Source organism: Geodermatophilus sp. CPCC 206100 (genome assembly GCF_048569675.1).
In the GTDB taxonomy this organism is placed as follows: domain Bacteria; phylum Actinomycetota; class Actinomycetes; order Mycobacteriales; family Geodermatophilaceae; genus Geodermatophilus.
The window spans coordinates 1-21,982 of the sequence record NZ_JAQISV010000042.1 but is presented as its reverse complement, the minus strand read 5'-3'; the positions used below and the strand labels follow the sequence as shown (position 1 = coordinate 21,982).

The window sequence follows — 21,982 nt, the reverse complement described above, 5'->3', positions numbered from 1 at the left end:
GCTCTGGCACCCTGCGACCGACGCACGGCCACACCTGGGAGTCGCCCGGCATGAGCAGTCCGCTGACCCTGGCGCCCGCGCCATCCTCCGAGGCCGCCGAGCGGGTGCGCGCGGAGGTGCGCGAGTTCCTCGCCGCCGAGCTGGCCGCCGGCACGTTCACCACGCACGTGGACACCTGGCTGTCCGGCGTCGACCCGGCCTTCTCGCGCAGCCTGGGGGAGCGCGGCTGGCTGGGCATGACCTGGCCGAAGCGGTACGGCGGGCACGAGCGGTCGGCGATGGAGCGCTACGCCGTCACCGAGGAGCTGCTCGCCGCCGGTGCGCCCGTGGCGGCGCACTGGATCGCCGACCGGCAGTCCGGGCCGAACCTGCTGCGCTACGGCACCGAGGCGCAGCGGCGGGAGATCCTGCCGCGCATCGCGGCGGGGCAGTGCTACTTCGTCATCGGGATGAGCGAGCCGGACTCCGGCTCCGACCTGGCCTCCATCCGGACGCGGGCGGTGCGCAACGCCGGCGGCGACTGGGTGGTGAACGGCGCCAAGGTGTGGACGTCGAACGCGCACGCCTCGCACTACGGGATCGTGCTGGTGCGCACGGCGCCGCTCGACCCGGCCGACCGGCACGCCGGGCTCTCGCAGCTGCTGGTCGACCTGTCGCTGCCGGGGATCACGGTCAACCCGATCCGCATCCTCGACGGCGGTCACCACTTCAACGAGGTGGTGTTCGACGACGTCGTCGTCCCCGGGGACATGCTGCTGGGCGAGGAGGGGGCCGGCTGGCACCAGGTGACCGCGGAGCTGGCGTTCGAGCGGTCCGGGCCGGAGCGGTTCCTGTCGACCTATCCGCTGCTGGCCGAGTTCGGCCGGCGCGCGTGCGACTCCGGGGACGCCGGGCAGCTGGCGGTGCTGGGCCGGTTGTCGGCGCGGCTGCTGGCGCTGCGGCAGCTGTCGCTGCGGATCGCGGCGGCGCTGGACCGCGGCGAGCTGCCCGACATCCCCGCGGCACTGGTGAAGGACGTGGGGACGACGTTCGAGGCCGACGTGGTCGACGAGGTGCGGAGGGTGGTGGAGGTGGTCCCGTCGCTGGACTCGCCGGACCCGCTGGGCCGGGCGCTGGCCGAGGCGCAGCTGCACGCGCCGGGGTACACGCTGCGCGGGGGGACCAACGAGATCCTGCGGGGGATCGTGGCCCGCGGGCTGGGCCTGCGATGACGACAGCCGAACAGGACCTGGTGGTCGGGACGGTCCGGGACATCCTCGCGGCCCACGAGCCGTTCTCCCTCACCCCGGAGCGGCCGTGGGACCCCGGGCTCTGGGCTGACCTCGCCGACGCCGGGCTGACCGGGGTGGGGCTGCCCGAGGAGGCCGGCGGCTCCGGCGGCGAGCTGGCCGACGCGGTGGCCGTCGTCCGCACGCTCGCCGCCGGCGCGGCAGCGGTGCCGGTGGCCGAGCAGCTGCTCGTGGCCGGGCCGGCGCTGCTGGCCGCCGCCCTGGACCTGCCCGCGCCGGAGCAGCCGCTGACCCTCGCGACCGAGGGCGCGGTGCACGCCGAGCCGGTCGACGACGGCGACGGCCCGGGGCGCTGGACGCTGACCGGGACGGCGACCGACGTGCCGTGGTCCGGGGTGGCGCGGCACGTCGCCGTGCTGGCCGCCGCACCGGCGGGCATCGAGGGGGCGGTGCTGGCCCTCGTGGACGCCGAGGAGCGGCCCAGCACCGACGCGCGCAACCTGGCGGGGGAGCCGCGCGGCTCGCTGGTGCTGGCGGGTGCCTCGGCGCCGGGCGCGCTGCTGCGGCCGGCGCAGGCGGCGACGATCAGGGCCCGGTTCGCGCTGGCCCGGGCGGTGCAGCTGGCCGCGGCGCTGGAGCAGGTGCTGGCGTGGACGGTGCAGTACGCGGGGGAGCGGCACCAGTTCGGCCGGCCGCTGGCCCGGTTCCAGGCGGTGCAGATGGAGCTGGCGGAGATGGCCGGGGAGGTGACCGCGGTCAGCGCGCTGGTCGACGCCGCCGTCCGGGTGCTCGACCGCGGGGACGACGTCATCCTGGCCGCTGCGGCGGCGAAGGTGCGGGCCGGGGCGGCGGTGGAGGTCGTGGCGCGGCTGGCGCACCAGGTGCACGGCGCGATCGGGTTCACCCAGGAGCACCGGCTGCACCACCTCACGCGGCGCTGCTGGTCGTGGCGGGACGAGGCGGGGTCGGAGCTGACCTGGTCGAAGGTGCTCGGCGTGGGGCTGCTGGCCGGCGGGCCCGACGACCTCTGGCCGGCGCTGACCCGGGTGGTGTGAGGGTCAGACGGGTCTCGGGCACTCGCAGGTGGGCGAGCACCAGCTCGTACTCGGCGACCGCGACCACCTCGACGCCGGTGGCCCGCGAGAACTCCGCCTCCAGCGCGGCGGCGGGCTCGCGGCCGGCCGCGAGGGCCGTCCGGTCGGCGACGGTGACCGAGCCCGCGGTCAGCCCCTCCGCGGCGTCGACCAGCAGGCTGGCGCTGCAGAAGCCGGGGAGGTCCTCCAGCAGCGGCAGCAGGCCGATCCGGTAGGTGTCGAGGAGCTGCTCGACGCGGTCGGCGGGCCCGCGGGTCCAGGTGACGCGGGTGCGGGCGCCCTCCGGCGCCTCACGCACCCGGTGCAGGGCCCCGATCTCCCACGTCTGCAGCTGCGCCGGCCCACCGAGCAGCTCGGCGAACCGGGTCCGCAGGGGACGCAGCTGCGCGGCCGAGGCCTGCATCGCGGCCTGGTCGACCCAGGCGGTGGTCGCGATGCAGTGCCCGGACGTGCGGTCGGCGAGCATCGACAGCCCGACGTAGCCGGGCAGACCCTCGACGGCGGGCATGACGCGGTCGTGCAGGAACGCGATCCCCCGGTCCACGGCGCGCGGATCGCCCTGGACGGTCAGCGTGCGGGCGGGCACGGCCTCTCCTCTCCGTCGGGTGTGCTGGGCCGGTGTCCGCCGGACGGCGGGCACCGGCCGCACGCGGTCAGGCGGTCTCGGGCACCCGCAGGTGCGCGAGGACCAGTTCGAACTCGGCGATGTCGGTGATCGCCATCCCGAGCTGCGGCGCGAACTCGTCCCGCATGGCGCGGGCCCGCTCACGGGTGTTCTCCATCGCCGCGCGGTCGGCGAAGGTGACGGCCGAGACGCCCATCCCCTCCGGGCGGCTGACCATGAGGCTCACGCTGCAGAAGCCGGGGTACTCCTCCATCCGCGGCACCAGGCTCATCCGGAAGGCGTCGACCGCGCGGTCCATCTGGTCGGGGTCGGCGCGGGTCCAGGTCACGCGGGTGCAGGCGCCCGCGCGGGTGTCGTGCACCCGGTGCATGACGGCGATCTCCCACTCCTGCACCTCGGGCGAGCCGCCGAAGACCTCGGCCGCCCGCTCGCGGATCGAGCGGACCCCTTCCCGGCTGCCGTGCATCGAGTCCTGGTCGCGCCAGGCCGTGCTCACGATGCAGGTGCCGCGCTCGCGGTCGGCGAGCATGGAGAGGCCGACGCAGCCCTCCATGCGCTCGACCGCCGGCATCACCTCGTCCCGGACGAACGCGATGCCCTCCTCCATGGCCTGCGGGTCGCCGTGGATGGTGGTCGAACGGGCGTACATGCCACCACTCCTCTCCCAGAGGTGCTCCCGGTGGAGGCGGCGTGCCCGGTGCGGCACAGCCGCGGCACCAGGGTCCTCGCCGGGCACCCCCGGGGCAACGGTCCCGGTGCCGCCTCCCACGGTGCGCGACGTGTCGTCGTGTCGTCGTGTCGACACGTCGGCGAGTCGTCTCGGCGCCGTGTCGACAGGTCGCTGCGTCGACCGGACGTGGACCGGCGCAGGCGTCGTCCGCTCGGTGCGAGCCGTCGCCCCCCGCGGCGGGCCCCTGGACGACGGTCCCGCGGAGGTGGCGTCACCCTTCGCAGACCAGTCCCCGCTGCAGGGCCGAGAGGTTGTCACGCATGAGCTCGAGGTAGTCCGCGTCGGCTGTGACCCGCTCGACCGGGTCGAGCACGTCGGTGGCGACGCCGAGGTCGTCGGCCAGGGCGGCCGCCGTCGCCTGCGACGCGGCGGCGTCGAAGAAGACCGTGCGGGCGCCGGTCGCCCGGACGACCTCGGCCACCTCCCGCAGCCGGGCCGGGGAGGGTTCGACGGCCGGGTCGATGCCGGTGATCCCCACCTGCTGCAGGCCGTGGCGCTCGGCCAGGTAGCCGTACGCCTCGTGCGCGGTGACCAACGTGGCGCCCCGGCAGCCGGCCAGCGCCGACGCGTACTCCTCGTCGAGGTCCGCCAGGGCGGCCTGCACCTCGGCGACACGAGCGTCGACGTCGTCCGCCGCTCCGTCGTCGAGCTCCGCCAGCTCGACACCGACGTCCCTGGCGACCTCGGCCAGCCGCCGCGGGTCGAGCCAGAAGTGCGGATCACCCTCGAGGTCGGCGACCGGAGCGGCGTCCACCAGGTGGTCGGGCGGCTGCTGGGCCAGGACCGCGTCGACGCCCGGTTGCAGGCCGCCGGACACGTGCACCACCAGGTCGGCCTCCGCCAGCGCGACGACGTCGGCCGGCGAGGGCTCGAACCCGTGGGTGTCGCCTCGGGGTCCCACGAGGTTGGTGACGACCACCCGCGGACCGGCGACCTGCTCGGCGACCCACTGCAGCGGATGCGACGTCGTGACGACGTGGGTCGTGCCGCCCGCGTCCCGCGCCGCCGCGTCGGTGCACCCGGCGAGGGCGACAGTGGCCAGCGCGAGCACGGCGGCGCGGGCGCGGCGGCCGGTCACTCGGCGTCGTCCTCCGCGTGCGCGCCTTCCTCGGAGCCGGTGCCGGCCTCGGCGTCCCCGGAGACACCGCTCAGCTCGTTGGGCGTGACGGTGAGTTGGGCGCTCTTCCAGACCACGCCGCCCTCGACGTCCACGGCGTGGACCTGCTGGCTGGCGGGCTCGGTCACGTAGGCCATGCCGTCGACCACGGCGACCTGGGGGTGGGGGTCCTGCCAGTCCTCGGACTCCTCCCAGGGCGCGGTGACCGGGATGGAGCGCGTGACCGTGCCGGTGGCCGGGTCGATGACCTGCAGCGCGCCGTCGTAGGTCAGGACCAGGCCCTCGCCGTCGGGCCCGCGGCCGAACGAGCGGTACCAGTAGGGCGCCGGCAGGTCGACCAGGCGCAGCCGTGCGGTCGTGGTGTCGATCAGCGCGACGGTGCTGGAGCGGTCCTCCGCGCTCCGCTCGTAGTCGCCGAGCACGATGGGCGAGGTCTCGCTGCCGAACTGGTTGCCGATGCGGCCGTACGCGTCCGGGCTGTCGATCTTGGTGAGCCGACCGTCGGCGTACAGCACCGCGCCGTCCTCGCAGCCGATCACGACGGCCTCGCCGGCGGCGACGGTCTCGCCGTGTACGTCGGGGCAGTCGTCGGTGGCGGCGATCTCCCGGTCGTCGGCGTCCAGGACGCGGACGCCGGAGCGTTCGTCCTCGGTGCCGTCGGAGACCAGCATCCGGCCGTCCTCGAGCTCGACGGCGACGCCGTGGTGCGCGGACGGCGTGCTGAACGCGCGGAACTCGCGGTCGGGGTCGGCGACGTCGGCGCTGTCGAACGCGGTCACGTCCCCGGTGCCGTCGTCGAAGAGCACGGTGCGGCCGGCGTGCGTCACCACGTGCCCGGGCTCCTCGGCCGGGAACACGACGTCGGTGAGCCCGGGCTCGGCCGTGTAGTAGTGCGCGTGGTCCCCGTGCGGCTCGGCCCAGGCGCCGGCGTCGAGCAGCCGGAAGCCGCCCTGGGTGGAGACGAGCAGGTGCCGGCCGTCCCCGCCCGGGTTGAGCCGGCTGAAGCCGGGCAGCGGCTCGTCGGCGAGCACCTCCAGCGTGGCGGCATCGACCACCTGGACGCCGCCGTCGTAGGTGATGGCCAGCCGGGGGGCATTGGCCCCCACCTCGAGCGCCGAGGCGTCCTCCGCCTCGTGCCCGTCCCCGGCGGGGGAGGACGAGCCGGCGGAGGCCGGTCGGCCGGCGTCGGTGGAGGCGCAGCCCACCACGAGGGCGAGCGGGAGCGCGGCGGCCAGGGCGGGGGCGCGTCGGAGGCGCGAGCGGTGCACGGGGACTCCTCGGGGTCGGGGATCAGACGCGGGTCAACCTATCGCAAACGGGAATCGTTCTCAGTCCGCCCCCCAGACGTTGGCCTGCCCCGCGTGACCGGGCACCATGCGCGGGTGACTCCCGCGACCGACCGGCACGGACACACCCACCGCCTCGACCTCGCCGACGCCACCGTGCGCGAGTGGGACGCGACCGTCGTCGCGGCCGACCCCGAGCAGGGGATCGTGCTCGACCGGAGCGCCTTCTACCCCGGCGGTGGCGGGCAGCCGCCGGACGAGGGCGTGCTGCTGTGGGGCGGCGTCCGGACCCGCATCGCCGGCACCCGCAAGGGCGACGAGCTCTACCTGGTCCCGGTGGAGGGCGATCCGGTGCCGCCCGCCGGCACGCGGGTCCGCGGCGCCCTGGACGACGAGCGGCGCACCCGGCTGATGCGCACCCACTCCGGCCTGCACGTGCTCACCGGCGTCGTGTTCCGCGACTTCGGGGCGCTGGTCACCGGCGGCAACATGGAGCCGCTGACCGCCCGCATGGACTTCGACCTGGCCGAGGTGCCGGCCGACTTCAAGGAGCGGGTCGCCGAGGCGGTCAACGCCGAGATCGCCGCGGACCGCCGCATCGAGGTGATGACGCTGCCCCGGGACGAGGCGTTCGCGATCCCGGACATCATCCGCACCGCCACCAACCTGCTGCCGCCCGACATCGAGGTGGTGCGGATCGTCGACATCGTCGGCCTCGACACCCAGGCCGACGGCGGCACCCACGTGGCGTCCACGTCGATGGTCGGCCGGGTGGAGGTCACCAAGATGGAGAACAAGGGCCGCGGGTTCCGCCGGCTGCGCATCCGCATCGTCTGACGGCCGCGGGTCACACCTCGGCTGCAGAGGCCCACTCCGGCGCGGCCCGTCCGAGGCCGACGGCGTGGCCCAGCCGCAGGCTGCCGCTGAGCCACAGCAGCACGTCGTGCAGCCGCAGCCGGCTGACCTCGAGGCCGCCGAGCAGCGCGGTCACCGCCGTGCCGAGGGCCGCGAACCCCTCGGCGTTGGCGGTCAGCTCCCGGTGCACGACCGCCGCCACGCCGCTGTCGCCCTCCTCGACGTGCGGCCAGAGCTGGCGCCCGGTCGGCCCGCCGAGCAGCGGGAACAGCTCCGGGCGCCGGTGGTGCAGGGCGGCCGCCACGTACGCCGCCTGCGGCGCGGAGCCCAGCTTCCCGAGCCCGCGGAGGGCGGCGCCGACGGTCCCGGGCTCGCCGAGCACCGAGAACTCGTCGGCGGGCAGGTCCCAGAAGGCCCGGCCGCCCGCCCGGGCGGTCGCGGCGTCCGCGAGGTCGCGGGCGTCGTCCAGCGCCTGGCGCACCGCCGCCCAGCCGTCGGGGGAGAGCCGGCCGTGCAGCCCCTCGGCCACGAGGACGTCGGCGTCGCGCAGCGGGCCGTCCGGCCGGGGGTGCCGGTCGAACCGCTCGAAGCCGAAGGCGAGCACCTGCACCCACCGGCCCTCCGGCGTGCTCGGGGACCGGAAGCGCAGCGGCCGGCGGCCGCGTGCGTAGCCGAGGACGGCCGCGGCGGCGACGTCCAGGGGGATGGGGTCCGGGCCGGTGCTGGGCAGGAAGAGGGCACCGTCGGCAGCCACCCACCCAGCGTCCTCCGGTCAGCCGCTCCCGCGCGTCTCCGGCGCGTCGACGAGTGGGACGACCCGCCCGCCGGCGGCCAGGTGCAGGCTCCAGGTGCCCTCCAGACCGGCGCCGAAGCGCTCGCGGAGCGCCGCCGTCCACGCGTCGTCCTCCGCGGTGACCGTCGGCTGCCCCGGCCGGCACAGCGCCATCGCCACGTGCCCGCCGGCGAGCCGACCCTCGACCACGGTGTCGTGCAGGAGCAGCAGCCCGGTCACGGTCGCGCGGTCGGGGCGCCGTGGCAGGTCGTCGACCGGGACCACGAGCGGCAGGGACAGCCCGTCGGAGTCCAGCCACATCAGCCAGAGGCTGCGGGCGGCGAAGACCGGCGGGTCGAGGACGTCGGCCCAGCGGCGGGTCAGCTCGGCGGCGGAGCGGACGGGGACCTGGAGGAGCGGGGGAGTCGTCATGCGGTCCACCGTGGCGGCACGCGGCGACGCGGCGGCCGCTGTCCACAGGGCCGACCGCCGTCCACCGGCGCCGAGGCGCCCGGGACGCGGTTCGTGCTAGCCCCCCGGGCGTGTTCCCGGCGGCTTCCCTACCGTCAGGGGTGCGCCCTCGCCGCCCCGCCGTCGGGAGGACCTCCCCGTGCTCCGACGCACCCGCACCGCAGTCGCCACCGCGGCCCTCCTCGCGCTCCCGGTGACCGCGTCCGCCGCCGAGGAGTGCGCCGCCCCCACGCACGAGATCGGCCAGGTCCAGGGCAGCGGGTCGGCCACGCCGTTGGCCGGCCGGCAGGTGACCGTCCGGGGTGTCGTCGTCGCCGACCTGCCCGGCCTCTCCGGCTTCACCGTGCAGGACCTCGACGGCGACGCGGACGACGCGACCTCCGACGGTGTCTTCGTGTTCAGCCCGGTCGAGGTCGGCCTCGGCGACACCGTCGCGGTCACCGGGACGGCGGAGGAGTTCGAGGGGCAGACGCAGGTCGTCGCCGGCCAGGACGTGCAGCGCTGCGGCACCGCCGAGCTGCCCGCCGCGGCGCCCCTCGACCTGCCCGCGGACGACACCGAACGGGAACGCCTGGAGGGGGTGCTCGTCGAGCCGGCCGACGTCCTCACCGTCAGCGAGGTCTTCGACCTGGTCAGCTTCGGCGAGCTGACCCTCTCCGCGGGCGGCGTCCTCGTGCAGCCCACCGAGGTGGCCCGGCCCGGCCCGGGCGCCGAGGCCGTCGCGGAGGGGAACGCCCTGCGGCGCATCGTGCTCGACGACGGCGCGAGCGCCCGGGTGTCGGTCGCCGAGCGCCCCTACCTGTCGCCGGAGACCCCGGTGCGGGTCGGTGACGCGCTCGAGCTCACCGAGCCGGTGGTCCTCGGCTGGGGCTTCGGCCAGTGGCGGCTGCAACCGGCCGACGGCACCGCCGAGGGCGTGTTCGCCCCGCAGGACACCCGGCCCCGAGCGCCGGACGACGTCGGCGGCGACCTGCGGATCGGCGCGTTCAACGTGCTCAACTACTTCCTCACCCGCACCGGACCCGACGCCCGCGGAGCCCGGACCGACGCCGAGTTCGAGGCGCAGGCGGCCAAGGTCGTCGCCGCGATCGACGGCCTCGGCGCCGACGTCGTCACCCTGCTGGAGATCGAGGACACCGACTCGACCGGCTTCAGCCCCGGCGACGCCGACCGGGCGCTGGCCGACCTCACCGGGCTGCTGAGCGCGCGCAGCGGCGACGCGTGGGCGTACGTGCCGCTCCCGGCTGAGCTGTACGGCGTCGAGCGGGACGCCATCCGCAACGCGATCGTCTACCGGACCGCCGCCGTCGCACCGGCCGGCGACCCGGTCGGACTGGTCGACGAGACCGTGTGGGGCAACGCCCGCGAGCCGGTCGCGCAGACCTTCACCGCGGCCGGCGAGGTGCTCACCGTGGTCGCCAACCACCTCAAGTCGAAGGGCTCGGCGGACGCGGCGACCGGCGACAACGCCGACAGCGGGGACGGGCAGGGCGCGTGGAACGGCGACCGGGTCCGCCAGGCGCGGTCACTGGCGGCCTTCGTCGACCGGCTGGCCGCGGTCGACCCCGACGTCGTCGTCCTGGGCGACCTCAACGCCTACACGCAGGAGGACCCGGTCCAGGCGCTGCGCGAGGCGGGCCTGACCGACCTCGGCGAGCGGTTCGACCCCGGCCGTCACAGCTACGTGTTCGACGACCAGTCGGGCTCCCTGGACCACGCTCTGGCCACGCCGTCCCTGACCGCGCGGGTGACCGGCCTGGCCCACTGGAACGTCAACGCCGTCGAGTCCGTGGCCTACCAGTACGACGGCGACCCGGAGCTGTACGCACCCGACCCCTACCGCTCCAGCGACCACGACCCGCTGGTGCTCGGGGTCGGCCTCGGCTGCGGGTGACGCCTCAGCGGTGGCCGACGCCCCCGGGGCCGGAGTCGGTCGGGACCTCCTCGCCCTCGGCTACCGGACCGGGCGGCGTCCCGTCGCCGAACGGCGCGCCGCCGAGCTCCTCGCGGCCGTGGGGGGTCAGCCAGGTCGACGTGTCCGGGCCCTGCGGGATGATCCGCGTCGGGTTGAGGTCGGCGTGGACGACGTAGTAGTGCTCCTTGATCTGCGGGAAGTCGATCGTGTCGCCGAACCCCGGCGTCTGGAACAGGTCGCGCGCGTAGGCCCACAACACCGGCAGCTCCGACAGCTTCTGCCGGTTGCACTTGAAGTGGCCGTGGTAGACGGCGTCGAAGCGGACCAGCGTGGTGAACAGCCGGACGTCGGCCTCGGTGATCGTCTCGCCCACCAGGTAGCGCTGGCCGGCCAGCCGGTCGGTCAGCCAGTCCAGCGCGGTGAACAGCCGGTCGTGGGCCTGGTCGTAGGCCTCCTGCGAGCCGGCGAACCCGCACCGGTACACGCCGTTGTTGACCTCGGTGTAGACGCGCCGCATGACCTCGTCCATCTCGTCCCGGAGCTTCTCGGGGTAGAGGTCCGGGGCCCCGTCGCGGTGCAGCGCCGTCCACTCGGTGGACAGGTCGAGGGTGATCTGCGCGAAGTCGTTGGTGACGACCTGCCCGGTGGGGACGTCGACGATCGCCGGCACGGTGATCCCGCGGTCGTAGTCGGGGAAGCGGGCGAGGAAGGCCTCCTGCAGCCGCTCGTAGCCCAGCACCGGGTCCCGGCCGCCGGGGTCGAGGTCGAAGGTCCAGCTGCGCTCGTCGTGGGTCGGCCCGCACAGGCCGAGGGAGATCGCGGATTCCAGGCCCAGCAGCCGCCGCACGATCACCGCCCGGTTGGCCCACGGGCAGGCGCGGGCGGCCACCAGCCGGTAGCGGCCGGCCTCCACGGGCCAGCCGCTCGAGCCGTCGGCGGTGATGCGGTCGGGGATGTAGTTGGAGTCCCGCGTGTACTCGCCGCCGCTGACGTAGCTGTTTCCCTCGCTCACGGGCCTCAGCCTGTCGGACGACGGGCGGACCCGCGCGTTTCACAATCGGGCGAGTGTCGCCTCGTCCCGCTCGCCGGCGAAGAAGCGGTCCAGCACCCCGCCGAAGACGGCGGCCTCGGGCGCGGCCCGCTCGAACAGCGTCATCGACGAGCGCAGCTTCACCGCGTCGATCGGGCCGAGGACGGCGACCGCGTCGGAGGTCCCCAGGTCCAGCAGGGCCTGCGCGCACTCGACCAGCCGCGGGCCCAGCACCGGGTGGTCGAGGTAGGCCTGCGCCTCCGGCAGGCCCGAGACGGCGTAGTGCTGGGCGGTGGAGCTGCGGCCGAGCCCGGCGACCTGCGGGAAGACGAACCACATCCAGTGCCCGCGCTTGGTGCCGGCCCGCAGCTCGCGCAGCGCCGCCTCGTGCACGCCGCCGTCCTGGGCCTGAACGAACCGCTCGAGGCCGAAGGGGTCGCTCACTCGGCGCTGACCGGCTCGGGGCGCGGCCGGGCCGCGACGCCGGCGAAGGCGCGGGCCAGGAACCGGACCATGGTGGCGTTCAGCCGCTTGCGCGAGTCGGTGCGCCGGTACTCGTGGCCCTCTCCGGCGAGCTCGAGGTACTCCACCGTCCGCCCGAGCTCGCGCAGCGCCAGCACGATCTGGTGCGCCTCGCCGATCGGGACGTTGGTGTCGTGCTCGCCGTGCACGACCAGCAGCGGGACGTCGATCGCGTCGGCGGCCCGCATCGGCGAGATGTCGTCCAGCAGGGCGCGGTCCCGCTCGGGGTGGCCGTACTTCGACACCGCGGCGGCGGCGATCCACGGCTCGCTGTCGCGGTAGAAGGTGACCAGGTCCGACATCCCGCAGACGTTCACGCCGGCCGCGAACACCCCCGGCGTGAACGCGAGCGAGGCCAGGGTGAGGTAGCCGCCGTAGGAGCGGCCACCCACCGCGATCGAGTCCGGGTCGGCGATGCCGCGGTCCACCAGGTGCTGCGCCGCGCGCAGGACGTCGGAGAACGCGTCGTACCGCCCGCCGATGTCGTCGGCGTGCACGAACTCGCGCCCGAAGCCCGACGAGCCGCGGATGTTCGGTGCGAACACCGTGATCCCGGCCGCGGCCAGCGCCTGGTGCTGCGGGGAGAAGACCGGCCGCTCCTGGTCCTCCGGGCCGCCGTGCAGGCTGACCAGCGCCGGGCCGAGGTCCTTGAGGTGGCTGGGGGCGCGGTACAGCCAGCCGGTGAGCGTCAGCCCGTCGCTGCCGGTGAAGGTCTCCAGCGCCGGGACGACGAGCCGCCGCGCCGGCAGGGGAGGAGCCGAGGTGACCCGGGTCCAGGCGTGGGTGGTGGTGTCCAGCTGCCACAGCTCCCGCGGCCGGGTGGGGCCCTGCACACCGAGCACCACGCTGGAGCCGTCGCGGCTGAGCACCGGGTCGGCGGCGACCAGGCCCGGCAGCCCGGAGATGGGCGTGCGCCCGCCGGTGGCGGTGTCCATCAGCTCGAGTTCGCTGCGGCCGGCGACGTTCCAGACCAGCAGGAGCAGCTTGCCGGCGTCGTCGGCGTCGATGTCCTCGAGCTCGGCGTCGTCCCGGGCGGCCAGGCAGCGGGCCTCCCCGCGCCACCCGTTGGGGCCGAAGGGCAGGCCGATCAGCTGCCGGCGGGGCAGGCCGACGTCGGAGGCGAGGTAGACGTAGACCGGCCCGTTGTGGTCGTCGGGCGCCGGGCGGATGAGGGCGACGTCGGTGGAGCCGGTCGCGCCCTGGGGCAGGGCGCTGAAGTCCTCGTCGGTGAGCCGGTCGACGACGGAGACGTACTGCTGGCCGCGCTCGCCGTCGCGGACGACGATGAACCGCTCCTCCAGCGAGATGTCCAGGACGTGGATGAGGTCGCCCTCGGCCAGCGGGTCGAGCCGCCCGGTGGCGGGGTCGGCGAGGTAGGCGAGGGTCGGCGCGCCCAGGGTCGCCCCGGGGATCGTGACCACGAAGCGGTGCCCGCTGCGGGTCCACGGGCCGAGCTCCGCGTGCTCGTCGGGCCCGCCGGCGATGCGCCGGGCGTCCGAGCCGTCGGGCCGCACGACCCAGACCGCCGTCCGCACGCCGCCGTCGGTGGCGACCTCGCAGGCCAGCCACCGGCTGTCGGCGGCCCACCGGACCGACACGACCGGGTCGTCGGACAGCCGGATGGACCGCGCGGGCGGGGGCGGACCGTCGAGGACGACGTCCTGGATCCACACCTGCGGCGTGCCGGAGCGGTCGCTGATGAACGCCACCTGCGTGGCGTCGGGGGTCATGTTGGGACCCCAGCTGCCCCAGGCGTCGACGAGCTCCTCGGACAGTGCCACCGCCTCGGCCACCGCCCGCGTGTCCTCGACGGCTGTCGTCTCCCGGCCCACGTCCGTCGTCACCCTGTCGTGCCCTCCTGCCCGTCGTCCCCCGTGCCGCGACCACGGTACGGCCGGGACACGAAACGGATGGTCAGACAGGCGGTGAGCTGCCACGCTGCCGCGGTGACACGGGGATGGGCGGCGTACGTACCTGCAGGTCCGGCGGAGGTGCCGCCCTCGGCCGACGACCGGCCGATCGAGCTGGCCGACCTCGGCAAGCTGGCGCGCCGCGGCGTGCGGGCGGTCACCCGGGCCGCGCGCGCCGGGGACCAGGTGACCCTCGCCGCGCTGCTGGCGGCGCACCTCGGCGAGGCCGGGGTCGGCGGCGACGTGGTCGAGGAGACCTGGCCCGCCTACGAGCACGTCAACGTGCAGGCCGGCCTGGACGCGTGGCTGACCGGCCGGAGCACCGAGCTGGTCGGCATCGTCAACTTCCGGCACCGGCCGTTCGGCCTGGCCGAGCTGGTCGCGATGGCCGGGCAGCCGGCCGACCCGTTCGGCCCGCGGCCGGGCAACGCGGCGACGGTGAACCTGCCGTGCGGTCCGGACGGCGAGACGCGCCCGTGCCTGCGCTGCGCGGTGCACCTGGTGGACGACGGCGGCGTCCGGACGGCGCTGCTCGTGCGGGCCGCCGAGCCCGAGACCGGGATCGAGCGGGTGTCGGTGCAGGCGCTGTCCACGGATCCGGCCGCGGCCCGCGCCGCGGTGCGGGAGATCCGGGCCGCGGCGGACCGGGAGAACGTGTTCCGCGGACAGGTGCTGTCCTTCGCCGGCGAGGTGTTCGGGCCCGGGCAGACGCTGCTGCAGTTCCACCGCCGGCCCCGGCTCGAGTCCGGCCAGCTGGTGCTCGCCGCCGACACGCTGGCGGAGATCGAGCGGCAGGTGGTCGACGTCGCCCGGCACAAGGAGCGGCTGCTCGCGGCCGGGCAGCACCTCAAGCGCGGGCTGCTGCTCTATGGCCCGCCCGGGGTGGGCAAGACGCACACCGTGCGGTACCTCGTCGGGCGGCTGCCCGGCACCACCGTCGTCCAGCTGACCGGCGGCGCGCTGCACCTCATCGCCGAGGCGTGCTCGGTGGCGCGGACGCTGCAGCCGGCGATGGTCGTGGTGGAGGACGTCGACCTCATCGCCGAGGACCGCGGCATGCACCCCGGCCAGCACCCGCTGCTGTTCCAGCTGCTCAACGAGATGGACGGGCTCGCCGAGGACGCCGACGTCGTCTTCCTGCTCACCACCAACCGGGCCGACCTGCTGGAGCCGGCGCTCGCCGCGCGGCCGGGCCGGGTGGACCAGGCGGTGCAGCTGACGCTGCCCGACCGCGACGCCCGCCGGGCGCTGTTCGAGCTGTACCGCGGCGACCTGGCGATGGACGTCTCGGGGCTGGACGAGGTCCTCGACCGGACCGACGGCGTCACGGCCTCGTTCCTCAAAGAGCTGATCCGGCGGGCGGCGCTGTTCGCGGCGGAGCGTTCTCCGGCCGGCTCCGGCGCGCTGTCCGTGTCGGCCGCGGACCTCGCCTCGGCGCTGGACGAGCTGCTGGACACCCGCAACGCGATGACCCGCACCCTGCTGGGCGCCGCGGCGCAGGGCTGATCCGCCGGTCCGCCGGAGTGGTCCCCCTCCGCTCCCGCACAGGAACACCCACCGTCCGGGTCTCAGCCCGGCAGTTCCACGGCGTAGGACCGGATCTCGGTCACCAGCCCGGAGGTGAACGCGTAGACGTCGCAGGACGACACCACGCTCACCCCGCCGTCGGCGTCCACGTAGCGGGCGATCGAGTCCACGGCGACCGTGTCCCCCTCGGCGACCACGACGAAGCGCGAGAACTCCGCCGTCCCCGACGCCAGCTCGGCGAGCGTGGCCTCGCACACCTCGACCACCGCCTCGCGGCCGACGGTCTCGCCCTGCCCCACCGCGGTCCACCGGACGTCGGGTGCGAGGGCGTCGTAGACGTCGCGGAAGCGGTGCCCGGAGAACGCCTCGGCGACGTCGCGCGGTGTCAGGACGGTGGCGGTCATCGCAGCTCCTCCGACGGGACCCCCACCCTGGCCTGGTGCGCGACCGGCGGTCAACGGGCGAGCACCGCCGGACGCCGGTCGGCCCACGGCAGCGCCTCCTCGAGCAGCGCGGCCAGCCCGAGCAGCGTCTCCTCGCCGGCGTACCGGCCGACCAGCTGGACCCCGACCGGCCAGCCCTCGGGCGACGGCTGCCCCGGCACCGAGATCGCCGGGTTGCCGGTGACGTTGGCCAGCGCGGTGAAGGGCGCGAAGGTGAAGATCCGGTCGTACCAGCCCCGTGCGTCCAGCGACGGGTCGTTCGCGTCCAGGTGGCCGAGAACGGTGTTGGGCGTGGCGGTCGTCGGGGTGAGCCAGGCGTCGTAGCCGGTGAGGAACTGCGCCAGCGACCGCGTGGTCGCGTTGAACACCCGGTCCACCCCGTACATGTCCAGCGCCGTGAGGGTGGCCCCGTACTCGGCGCAGGCCAGCGTGGTGTGCTCGAGGACGGCGGTGGACAGGTCGATCCCCAGGGCGGCGGCCGCGCCGTACGCGCCGTCGGCGAGGAAGCTGCACCAGGCCTTGAGGTTGGCGTCGTCGAACGCGGCGACGTCGAACTCCGGAGCGGCCTCCTCGACGGTGTGCCCCGCCGCCTGCAGCGCCTCGGCCGCGGCCCGGACCGCGTCGACGCAGGCCGCCGCCACCGGCGCCCCGTTGGGTGCGGTGGTGCTCATCGCGATCCGCAGCGGCCCGGCGGGCGGGCGCGCGGCGTCGAGGAAGGTGGTCGCCGGGGCGGGCAGCAGGTACCGGTCGCCGGGCTCGGAGCCGTGGACGGCGTCGAGCAGTCCGGCCGCGTCGCGCACGGTGCGGGTGACGGCGAACTCGATGCCCAGGCCCAGCAGCGGGTCGGAGTAGTCGGGGGCGACGCTGACCCGCCCGCGGCTGGGCTTGAGGCCGACCAGCCCGGAGGCGGCGGCCGGGATGCGGATCGACCCGCCGCCGTCGTTGGCGTGGGCCACCGGCAGGGCGCGGGCGGCGACGAGGGCGGCCGACCCGCCGCTGGAGCCGCCGGGGGAGCGGGTCGGGTCCCACGGGTTGCGGGTGGGGCCGTTGGCGACCGACTCGGTGCTGGCGTTGAAGCCGAACTCCGGCGTCGCCGTCCGGGCGAGGGCGGTGAGGCCGGCCGCGCGGAAGCGGCGCATCAGCGCGGTGTCGTAGGGGTGCGGGAAGCCGGGGCCGAGCATGCGGCAGCCGGCCCCCTGGGGGACGCCCTCGGCGTGCAGCACGAGGTCCTTGATCGCGAACGGCACGCCGCCGAACGGGCCGTCTCCGTCGGCGTCGAGCGGCTTCTCGAACGGCTCGCCGACGAGGGCGTTCAGCTCCCCGTTGACCGACGCGACCGCCCGCTGCGCCGTCGCCTGCACCTCGGCGGCGGAGACCTGGCCACCCCGGACCAGCTCGGCCAGCCCGGTGGCGTCGTACTCGGTGTACTCGGAGACCTCCACGGTCGCGCTCCTCGCGTCGCCGGCGGGCCCGGCTGCCCGCGCGCCGCCGATGCTCGCCGCGCGCCGCCCACGGCCGCATCGGGCGAACTACCGACCCCGCGTCCCTTCCCGGAATCGGGCCGTCGTGCCACCCTCGCGCGCATGCGCGACGCGCGGGGCAGCGGCCGGCTGGCCGCCGCGCTCGCCGTCCGCGAGGCCGCCGAGGCGGTCGCGGCGGGGGAGCCGGTGCCCGAGGCGGCCCGGGCCGAGGCCGTGCTGGCCGCCCTGGAGTCGCTGTCGGCGTGCGCGGCCGCCGTCGAGCGCTGGGACCCGGTGCGCTCCCGGCACGAGACGCTGGCCAGCACCGGCTACGTCGCCGAGGCGCTGGCCGCGATGGAGTCGGCCTTCCACGAGGACCCGCTGTTCCCCGCCGTCCGTGCCTCCGGCCGGCCGCTGCGGGTCCGCGACATCCACCCCGCGGACCGGCGCGGGCCGATGTTCGAACGGGTCATCACCCCGCTGCGCTTCACCGACGGGGTGAGCGTGTGCCTGTCCGCCGGCGGCCGGTACGTGGGGTCGCTGCACGCGAGCACCGTGTCGGTCGGCGTGGACGACGAGGCGGTGTCGTGGTTGCGGCTGCTGCGCGCCGACCTGGCCAGCCTGGTCGACCCGCTGGGCGGGATCGTCCCGGTGGTGCCGGGGGACGGCGGCGTGCTGGCCTGGACGCCGGACGACGGGCGGGTGCTGGCGCTGACGCCGTCCGCCCGGCCGGCGCTGCTGGCCGGACCGCTGGGTGCGCTGCTGCACCCCTCGGCGTGGCCGTCGCGGCTGGGCCGGCACCTCCTGGTGCTGCGCGGAGGCGAGCTGTCCGCCGTCGAGGCGCGCCCGGCCGGGCGCTGGGTGGTCGTGGAGCACCGGCCGGCCGCCGCGCCCGCCGGCCTGTCCCTGCGCGAGCTCGAGGTGCTGTGCGGCCTGGCGGCCGGGGAGACCAACCGGATGGTCGCCCGGCGGCTCGGCGTCACCGAGCGGACGGTCGGCACCCACGTCGAGCACCTGCTTAGCAAGCTCGGCGCCGGCAACCGCGCCGCCGCGGCGGCCTTCGCCGTCGGTGCCGGGCTGGTCCGGTTGCCGGCCTGACACACCTCCTCTCGGGGAGCTCGTGCTCTGCCCACCCGGGTGGGCAGAGCACGAGTTGTCGCCGTGACATCCCCTCCCGGGTGGCACCCCGACCACTGGTCGCATCGGCCCGATGACACGGGCGAGGACCTCGTCCCCTGTACGCCTGACGGCCTGCGCCCCACATTCTGTGGACCACTCACGGGGGAGGCGGATGTGAGCACGGGGAGCCCGCAGGGCGGCGACGACTGGAAGCCCGGCGAGCGCCGCTATCGCAAGTGGGAGGTGGCCCTGCACGCGGTGTCTCTCCTCGTCACCCTCGTGATCGTCGCAGCGACGATCTGGGCTGCGGCGTCTGCGTCGAAGGCGGCGGAGGCGGCAGCGGAGGCGGTCAGTGTCGCCCAGGCGGCGATCGAGCGCGGGGCGAGCGAGGCGCGGTACTCCGCGGGGGTGCAGGCCATCGGCGGAGACCTGGCTGTCGAGCGCGTGGCGGGGTTCACCATGCTGCGGCGCAACGTGGAGGACCGCCTGCGCGACGCGCAGGCGGTCGACGCGGAGTCGTACGAGCGCGCTCGGGGCGATGCCCTCGCGCTGTTCCAGGTCACCCTGGACGTCTACGAGAACTACCTCAAGTTCCCGCCGGACGGCGAGCCGGCGGACGAGGCGGCGCCGCCGCCGGCCGCGGCCGCGGGCGGAGTCGAGCTGACGACGGGGGACCAGCCGTTCGCCGAGAGAATGTTCGGTGAGCCGGATCGACCCCAGGACCAGATCTACGCCGCGGCGAACCTGCGCGGCATCCTCGGCGACACCAATCGAGCAGCGGTGGACGTCCTGAGTCCGGACGAACCGATCAACGTCGATCTCGCCGCCGCTCCGCTGTACGGCCAGACGTGGCGAGGCATCGACTTCTCGTGGCTGGACGCCAAGTACTTTGTCGCCATCGACCTGCGGGGCGCCGATCTCACGCGATCGGAGTGGGGGAACGCGACGCTCACCTCCGCCCACTTCCAGTGCGCCGATCTCGCCGGCGCTCGCCTCAACACGCCCGACCCGGAGTCGGACGACGAGCTCATCGGGGCGAACCTGCGCCGAGCGCGGCTCACGAACGCCAACCTGCAGGGTGCCGACCTGCGGGATGTCGACCTGACCGGTGCAGATCTGACCGGCGCGTACGTGGAGGGAGCGATGCTCGACGGCGCCGTTCTCGATGAGGTCACGACGACGGGTGTCGTGGGACACCCCGCCAGCGGAACCGACATCGGTGAGATCGAGGCATCCGACGTGGCCGAGTACGAAGTCGGGAGGTGCCTCGACGAGGGACACGCGCTGGAGTGAGCCTGGGACGGCATCCGCTGCGGTCCGGCCGGCTGGTCAGTGCACGGCGCGCTCGTGCCCCTCCCAGTACGGCTTGCGGAGCTCGCGCTTGAGCACCTTCCCGGCGGCCGACAGCGGCAGCGCCTCGACCAGCTCCACCGACTTCGGGATCTTGAAGCCGGCGATCCGCTCGACGCAGAAGTCGTGCAGTTCCGCCAGCGTCGGGGTGGCGCCCGGCACGGGGACGACGACGGCGTGCACCCGCTCGCCCCACGTCTCGTCCGGTACGCCGATCACCGCGCACGTCGCCACCGCCGGGTGCTGGGCGAGGGTGCTCTCCACCTCGACCGAGTACACGTTCTCACCGCCGGTGATGATCATGTCCTTGAGCCGGTCGGTGAGGTACACGTAGCCCTCGTCGTCCATCCATCCGGCGTCACCGGTGTGCATCCAGCCTCCGCGCAGCGCCGCGGCCGTGGCCTCGGGCCGGTTCCAGTAGCCGAGCATCACGTTGCCGCCGCGGACGACGATCTCGCCCACCGCCCCGCGCGGCAGTTCCGCGTCGTCGGGTCCGACCACGCGCACCTCGGTGTGGTACGCGGCCCGCCCCACCGACCGCCGGTGCCGCGGGTCCTCGTGGTCGGCGGCGGTGAGGATCGTGGCGGAGGGCGCGAGCTCGGTCATCCCGTAGGCCTGCATGAACCGGGCGTTGGGGAGGGTCTTCATCACGCGGCCGAGCAGCGCGTCCGACATCGGAGAGGCGCCGTAGAGCACCTGGCGGACGCTGGTCAGGTCGAAGTCGTCGATCCGCGGGTGGTCGACGACCAGCTGGAGCATCGTCGGCACCAGCAGCAGGTCGGTGACCCGGTGCTCCTGGACGGCGGCCAGCACCGCGAGCGGGTCGAAGGCGGGGATCGTCACGTGGGTCCCGCCGGCGACGACCTCGGTGACCCACATGGCGAAGTCGGCCAGGTGGAACATCGGCGCGGCGTGCAGGTAGGTGCTCTCCAGCCGCGGTTCCGCCACGGCCGCGCCGCCCATGATCGCGGTGAGCAGGTTGCGGTGGCTGAGCATGACGCCCTTCGCCCGGCCGGTGGTACCGCCGGTGTAGAAGACGCCGGCCAGGTCGTCCCCGCCCCGGCGCACGTCGTCCACGGGTTCGCTGACGGAGACGAGGTCCTCGACCGCCAGGGCGCCCTCCGGGGTGGGGCCGTCGCCGATGGAGACGACGGATCGCAGGCCCGGCAGGGCCTGACGCAGGGCCGGGACGATCGGCGCGAAGACGTCGTCGACGGCGAGCACCTGGGCTCCGACCTCGGCCAGCGAGTCGGCGATCTCCGGGACGGTCCAGCGGGAGTTGACCGGCACGAGGACGCCGCCCGCCCACAGGGTCGCGGCGAGGTACTCGTGGTAGCGATCGGAGTTGAGGGCGACGATCGCCGCTCGGTCGCCGTCCGCCACCCCGAGCGAGCGCAGGGCGCCGGCCAGCCGGGCGATCCGGTCGACCGACTCGGCGTGGGTGCGCGTGCGCTCGCCACAGACCGTGGCGAGGGCGCCGGGGCGCTGCTGCACGGCGCGGTGCAGTCCCTGGGTGAGGTACACGGTGCTTCCTCCCGGGCCGGTGGCGTGGCGTGGGGCCACGGTCCGCTGCCGGGCTGCGACATCGCCAGGGGCCCAGGTCCCGTGGCGGGCCGGAGGTCCCTGGCCGGTGCGGCTCCGCGCCTCGACGCTGGACCTCCCACCGTCGAGGAGGCCGCCATGAGCCGCAGTGACATCGACGCCCTGAACACGACGTTCGTGCAGGGGCTGGAGAAGGGCGACGCCGTGGTGATGGCGTCGGTGTACGCGCCGGACGCCCGCCTCCTCCCGCCGGGTTCGCCTCCGCTGACCGGGGACGGCATCCAGCGGTTCTGGCAGGGGGTGGTCGACCAGGGCGTCGACGGCGGCGCGCTCAGGACCGTCTCGCTCGAGGAACGCGACGACCTCGCGGTCGAGGAGGGCGCGTACGAGATGCGTGCCGGCGGCACCGTCGTCCAGACCGGGAAGTACGTCGTCGTCCACCGGCGGCAGCCCGACGGGTCCTGGAGGTGGGCGACGGACATCTACAACGCCGACGAGGAGACTGCCGCGGGCTGACCGCCGTCCTCAGGTCGTGCTGCGGCCGACGTCCTCCACGTCGAAGAAGGTCACCGAGACGCCGCCGGTGGCGAAGTTCGGGACGTCCTCGCCGGCGGCGGCCCACTCCGGCGTGCCCATGGCCTCGCCCATCGCCTCGGCGGACGCGAAGTCGAGCTCGGCGACGAGGTAGGTGGCGGGGGGCTCACCGTTGCGCGCCGCCGGCCGCCCGAGCGTGTAGCGCAGGACGCCCGGCACCTCGTTGATCAGCCGGACGTGCTCGGTGTAGCGCTCCTCGAAGACCGCCGCGTCCGTGGGCTGCCCGTACTGGACGACCATCCTGTGCACCATGTCTCCACCTCCGTGCCGGGACCGCACCGGTCGCCGCCGACCCAAGCAGGTCGGCGGCGCGCGGGAGAACCGGGCTTCCGCCGGACGGCTCAGGACCCTCTGCGGGAGCTCGTGCTCTGCCCACCACGGTGGGCAGAGC

The 21,982-nt window shown here is 75.1% G+C and carries 20 protein-coding genes; 8 read left to right on the top strand and 12 right to left on the bottom strand.

Translation table 11 applies throughout. The features are described from left to right. Positions 1 to 50 precede the first annotated feature (50 nt). Both PGN05_RS18670 and PGN05_RS18665 read left to right on the top strand, forming a co-directional pair. Positions 51 to 1,211, top strand: a complete 1,161-nt coding sequence (locus PGN05_RS18670) for an acyl-CoA dehydrogenase family protein (protein ID WP_419754069.1) — start codon at positions 51 to 53, stop codon at positions 1,209 to 1,211. Beyond that, positions 1,208 to 2,284: an acyl-CoA dehydrogenase family protein gene (locus PGN05_RS18665; protein WP_419754068.1), complete on the top strand. Its 1,077-nt coding sequence runs from the start codon at positions 1,208 to 1,210 to the stop codon at positions 2,282 to 2,284. The genes PGN05_RS18670 and PGN05_RS18665 overlap by 4 nt, the downstream gene beginning before the upstream one ends. A 692-nt stretch (positions 2,285 to 2,976) precedes the next feature. Here PGN05_RS18665 and PGN05_RS18660 read toward each other — a convergent pair. From PGN05_RS18660 to aztD, 3 genes are all read right to left on the bottom strand, one after another. Beyond that, positions 2,977 to 3,597: a hypothetical protein gene (locus PGN05_RS18660; RefSeq protein ID WP_419754067.1), complete on the bottom strand. Its 621-nt coding sequence runs from the start codon at positions 3,595 to 3,597 to the stop codon at positions 2,977 to 2,979. A 292-nt stretch (positions 3,598 to 3,889) separates the two neighbouring features. Beyond that, complete coding sequence (locus PGN05_RS18655) at positions 3,890 to 4,756, bottom strand: metal ABC transporter substrate-binding protein (protein ID WP_419754066.1); 867 nt, start codon at positions 4,754 to 4,756, stop codon at positions 3,890 to 3,892. Continuing rightward, positions 4,753 to 6,063, bottom strand: a complete 1,311-nt coding sequence (aztD, locus tag PGN05_RS18650; RefSeq protein WP_419754065.1) for a zinc metallochaperone AztD — start codon at positions 6,061 to 6,063, stop codon at positions 4,753 to 4,755. Before aztD ends, PGN05_RS18655 begins: the two co-directional genes overlap by 4 nt. A gap of 114 nt (positions 6,064 to 6,177) precedes the next feature. Here aztD and PGN05_RS18645 point away from each other — a divergent pair, with 114 nt between their 5' ends. Next, the gene (locus PGN05_RS18645) at positions 6,178 to 6,918 is read left to right on the top strand and encodes an alanyl-tRNA editing protein (RefSeq protein ID WP_419754064.1); all 741 of its coding nucleotides are present in this window, start codon (positions 6,178 to 6,180) and stop codon (positions 6,916 to 6,918) included. 10 nt (positions 6,919 to 6,928) lie between these two features. On the opposite strand, the gene PGN05_RS18640 is transcribed toward PGN05_RS18645, so the two are convergent. Together PGN05_RS18640 and PGN05_RS18635 are read right to left on the bottom strand one after the other, a co-directional pair. Then, positions 6,929 to 7,690 (bottom strand): DUF6308 family protein, encoded by a 762-nt coding sequence (locus PGN05_RS18640; RefSeq protein ID WP_419754063.1) that lies wholly within the window; start codon positions 7,688 to 7,690, stop codon positions 6,929 to 6,931. A gap of 18 nt (positions 7,691 to 7,708) precedes the next feature. Continuing rightward, positions 7,709 to 8,140, bottom strand: a complete 432-nt coding sequence (locus tag PGN05_RS18635; RefSeq protein WP_419754062.1) for a hypothetical protein — start codon at positions 8,138 to 8,140, stop codon at positions 7,709 to 7,711. A gap of 178 nt (positions 8,141 to 8,318) precedes the next feature. Here PGN05_RS18635 and PGN05_RS18630 point away from each other — a divergent pair, with 178 nt between their 5' ends. After that, a complete protein-coding gene (locus PGN05_RS18630) occupies positions 8,319 to 10,073 on the top strand; it encodes an ExeM/NucH family extracellular endonuclease (RefSeq protein WP_419754061.1) in 1,755 nt (584 codons plus the stop codon). 4 nt (positions 10,074 to 10,077) lie between these two features. Here PGN05_RS18630 and PGN05_RS18625 read toward each other — a convergent pair whose 3' ends face one another. Genes PGN05_RS18625 through PGN05_RS18615 form a run of 3 tightly spaced genes read right to left on the bottom strand, consistent with a single transcriptional unit; the run spans position 10,078 to position 13,490 of the window. Further along, the gene (locus tag PGN05_RS18625; protein ID WP_419754060.1) at positions 10,078 to 11,106 is read right to left on the bottom strand and encodes a glutathione S-transferase family protein; all 1,029 of its coding nucleotides are present in this window, start codon (positions 11,104 to 11,106) and stop codon (positions 10,078 to 10,080) included. Positions 11,107 to 11,145: 39 nt separating this feature from the next. Next, positions 11,146 to 11,568, bottom strand: coding sequence for a DUF1810 domain-containing protein (locus PGN05_RS18620; RefSeq protein WP_419754059.1), 423 nt, complete (start codon positions 11,566 to 11,568; stop codon positions 11,146 to 11,148). Beyond that, positions 11,565 to 13,490 (bottom strand): S9 family peptidase, encoded by a 1,926-nt coding sequence (locus PGN05_RS18615; RefSeq protein WP_419754058.1) that lies wholly within the window; start codon positions 13,488 to 13,490, stop codon positions 11,565 to 11,567. Before PGN05_RS18615 ends, PGN05_RS18620 begins: the two co-directional genes overlap by 4 nt. 147 nt (positions 13,491 to 13,637) lie before the next feature. Here PGN05_RS18615 and PGN05_RS18610 point away from each other — a divergent pair, with 147 nt between their 5' ends. Beyond that, positions 13,638 to 15,062 (top strand): AAA family ATPase, encoded by a 1,425-nt coding sequence (locus tag PGN05_RS18610; RefSeq protein ID WP_419754057.1) that lies wholly within the window; start codon positions 13,638 to 13,640, stop codon positions 15,060 to 15,062. Positions 15,063 to 15,124: 62 nt separating this feature from the next. On the opposite strand, the gene PGN05_RS18605 is transcribed toward PGN05_RS18610, so the two are convergent. Beyond that, the gene (locus tag PGN05_RS18605; RefSeq protein WP_419754056.1) at positions 15,125 to 15,487 is read right to left on the bottom strand and encodes a nuclear transport factor 2 family protein; all 363 of its coding nucleotides are present in this window, start codon (positions 15,485 to 15,487) and stop codon (positions 15,125 to 15,127) included. A gap of 50 nt (positions 15,488 to 15,537) precedes the next feature. Then, complete coding sequence (locus PGN05_RS18600) at positions 15,538 to 16,968, bottom strand: amidase (RefSeq protein ID WP_419754055.1); 1,431 nt, start codon at positions 16,966 to 16,968, stop codon at positions 15,538 to 15,540. A 141-nt stretch (positions 16,969 to 17,109) separates the two neighbouring features. On the opposite strand from PGN05_RS18600, the gene PGN05_RS18595 reads away from it, so the two are divergent. Both PGN05_RS18595 and PGN05_RS18590 read left to right on the top strand, forming a co-directional pair. Next, positions 17,110 to 18,084 (top strand): helix-turn-helix transcriptional regulator, encoded by a 975-nt coding sequence (locus PGN05_RS18595; RefSeq protein ID WP_419754054.1) that lies wholly within the window; start codon positions 17,110 to 17,112, stop codon positions 18,082 to 18,084. A 195-nt stretch (positions 18,085 to 18,279) separates the two neighbouring features. Beyond that, positions 18,280 to 19,398 carry a pentapeptide repeat-containing protein gene (locus PGN05_RS18590; protein ID WP_419754053.1) on the top strand — a complete coding sequence of 373 codons (1,119 nt, stop codon included), beginning with the start codon at positions 18,280 to 18,282 and terminating at the stop codon, positions 19,396 to 19,398. 36 nt (positions 19,399 to 19,434) lie between these two features. Here PGN05_RS18590 and PGN05_RS18585 read toward each other — a convergent pair whose 3' ends face one another. Next, positions 19,435 to 20,979 carry an acyl-CoA synthetase gene (locus tag PGN05_RS18585; protein WP_419754052.1) on the bottom strand — a complete coding sequence of 515 codons (1,545 nt, stop codon included), beginning with the start codon at positions 20,977 to 20,979 and terminating at the stop codon, positions 19,435 to 19,437. 156 nt (positions 20,980 to 21,135) lie between these two features. Here PGN05_RS18585 and PGN05_RS18580 point away from each other — a divergent pair, with 156 nt between their 5' ends. Then, positions 21,136 to 21,513: a YybH family protein gene (locus PGN05_RS18580; RefSeq protein ID WP_419754051.1), complete on the top strand. Its 378-nt coding sequence runs from the start codon at positions 21,136 to 21,138 to the stop codon at positions 21,511 to 21,513. A gap of 9 nt (positions 21,514 to 21,522) precedes the next feature. Here the strand turns inward: PGN05_RS18580 and PGN05_RS18575 are convergent, their stop codons facing one another. After that, positions 21,523 to 21,843, bottom strand: coding sequence for an EthD family reductase (locus tag PGN05_RS18575; RefSeq protein WP_419754050.1), 321 nt, complete (start codon positions 21,841 to 21,843; stop codon positions 21,523 to 21,525). Between the last annotated feature and the right edge of the window lie 139 nt (positions 21,844 to 21,982).

Bases quoted from the DNA above. Each gene is read 5' to 3' on its own strand.
- PGN05_RS18580 (WP_419754051.1), top strand. From the start codon at position 21,136: ATGAGCCGCAGTGACATCGACGCCCTGAACACGACGTTCGTGCAGGGG.
- PGN05_RS18660 (WP_419754067.1), bottom strand. From the start codon at position 3,597: ATGTACGCCCGTTCGACCACCATCCACGGCGACCCGCAGGCCATGGAG.
- PGN05_RS18670 (WP_419754069.1), top strand. From the start codon at position 51: ATGAGCAGTCCGCTGACCCTGGCGCCCGCGCCATCCTCCGAGGCCGCC.
- PGN05_RS18635 (WP_419754062.1), bottom strand. From the start codon at position 8,140: ATGACGACTCCCCCGCTCCTCCAGGTCCCCGTCCGCTCCGCCGCCGAG.
- PGN05_RS18665 (WP_419754068.1), top strand. From the start codon at position 1,208: ATGACGACAGCCGAACAGGACCTGGTGGTCGGGACGGTCCGGGACATC.
- PGN05_RS18575 (WP_419754050.1), bottom strand. From the start codon at position 21,843: ATGGTGCACAGGATGGTCGTCCAGTACGGGCAGCCCACGGACGCGGCG.
- PGN05_RS18605 (WP_419754056.1), bottom strand. From the start codon at position 15,487: ATGACCGCCACCGTCCTGACACCGCGCGACGTCGCCGAGGCGTTCTCC.
- PGN05_RS18595 (WP_419754054.1), top strand. From the start codon at position 17,110: ATGCGCGACGCGCGGGGCAGCGGCCGGCTGGCCGCCGCGCTCGCCGTC.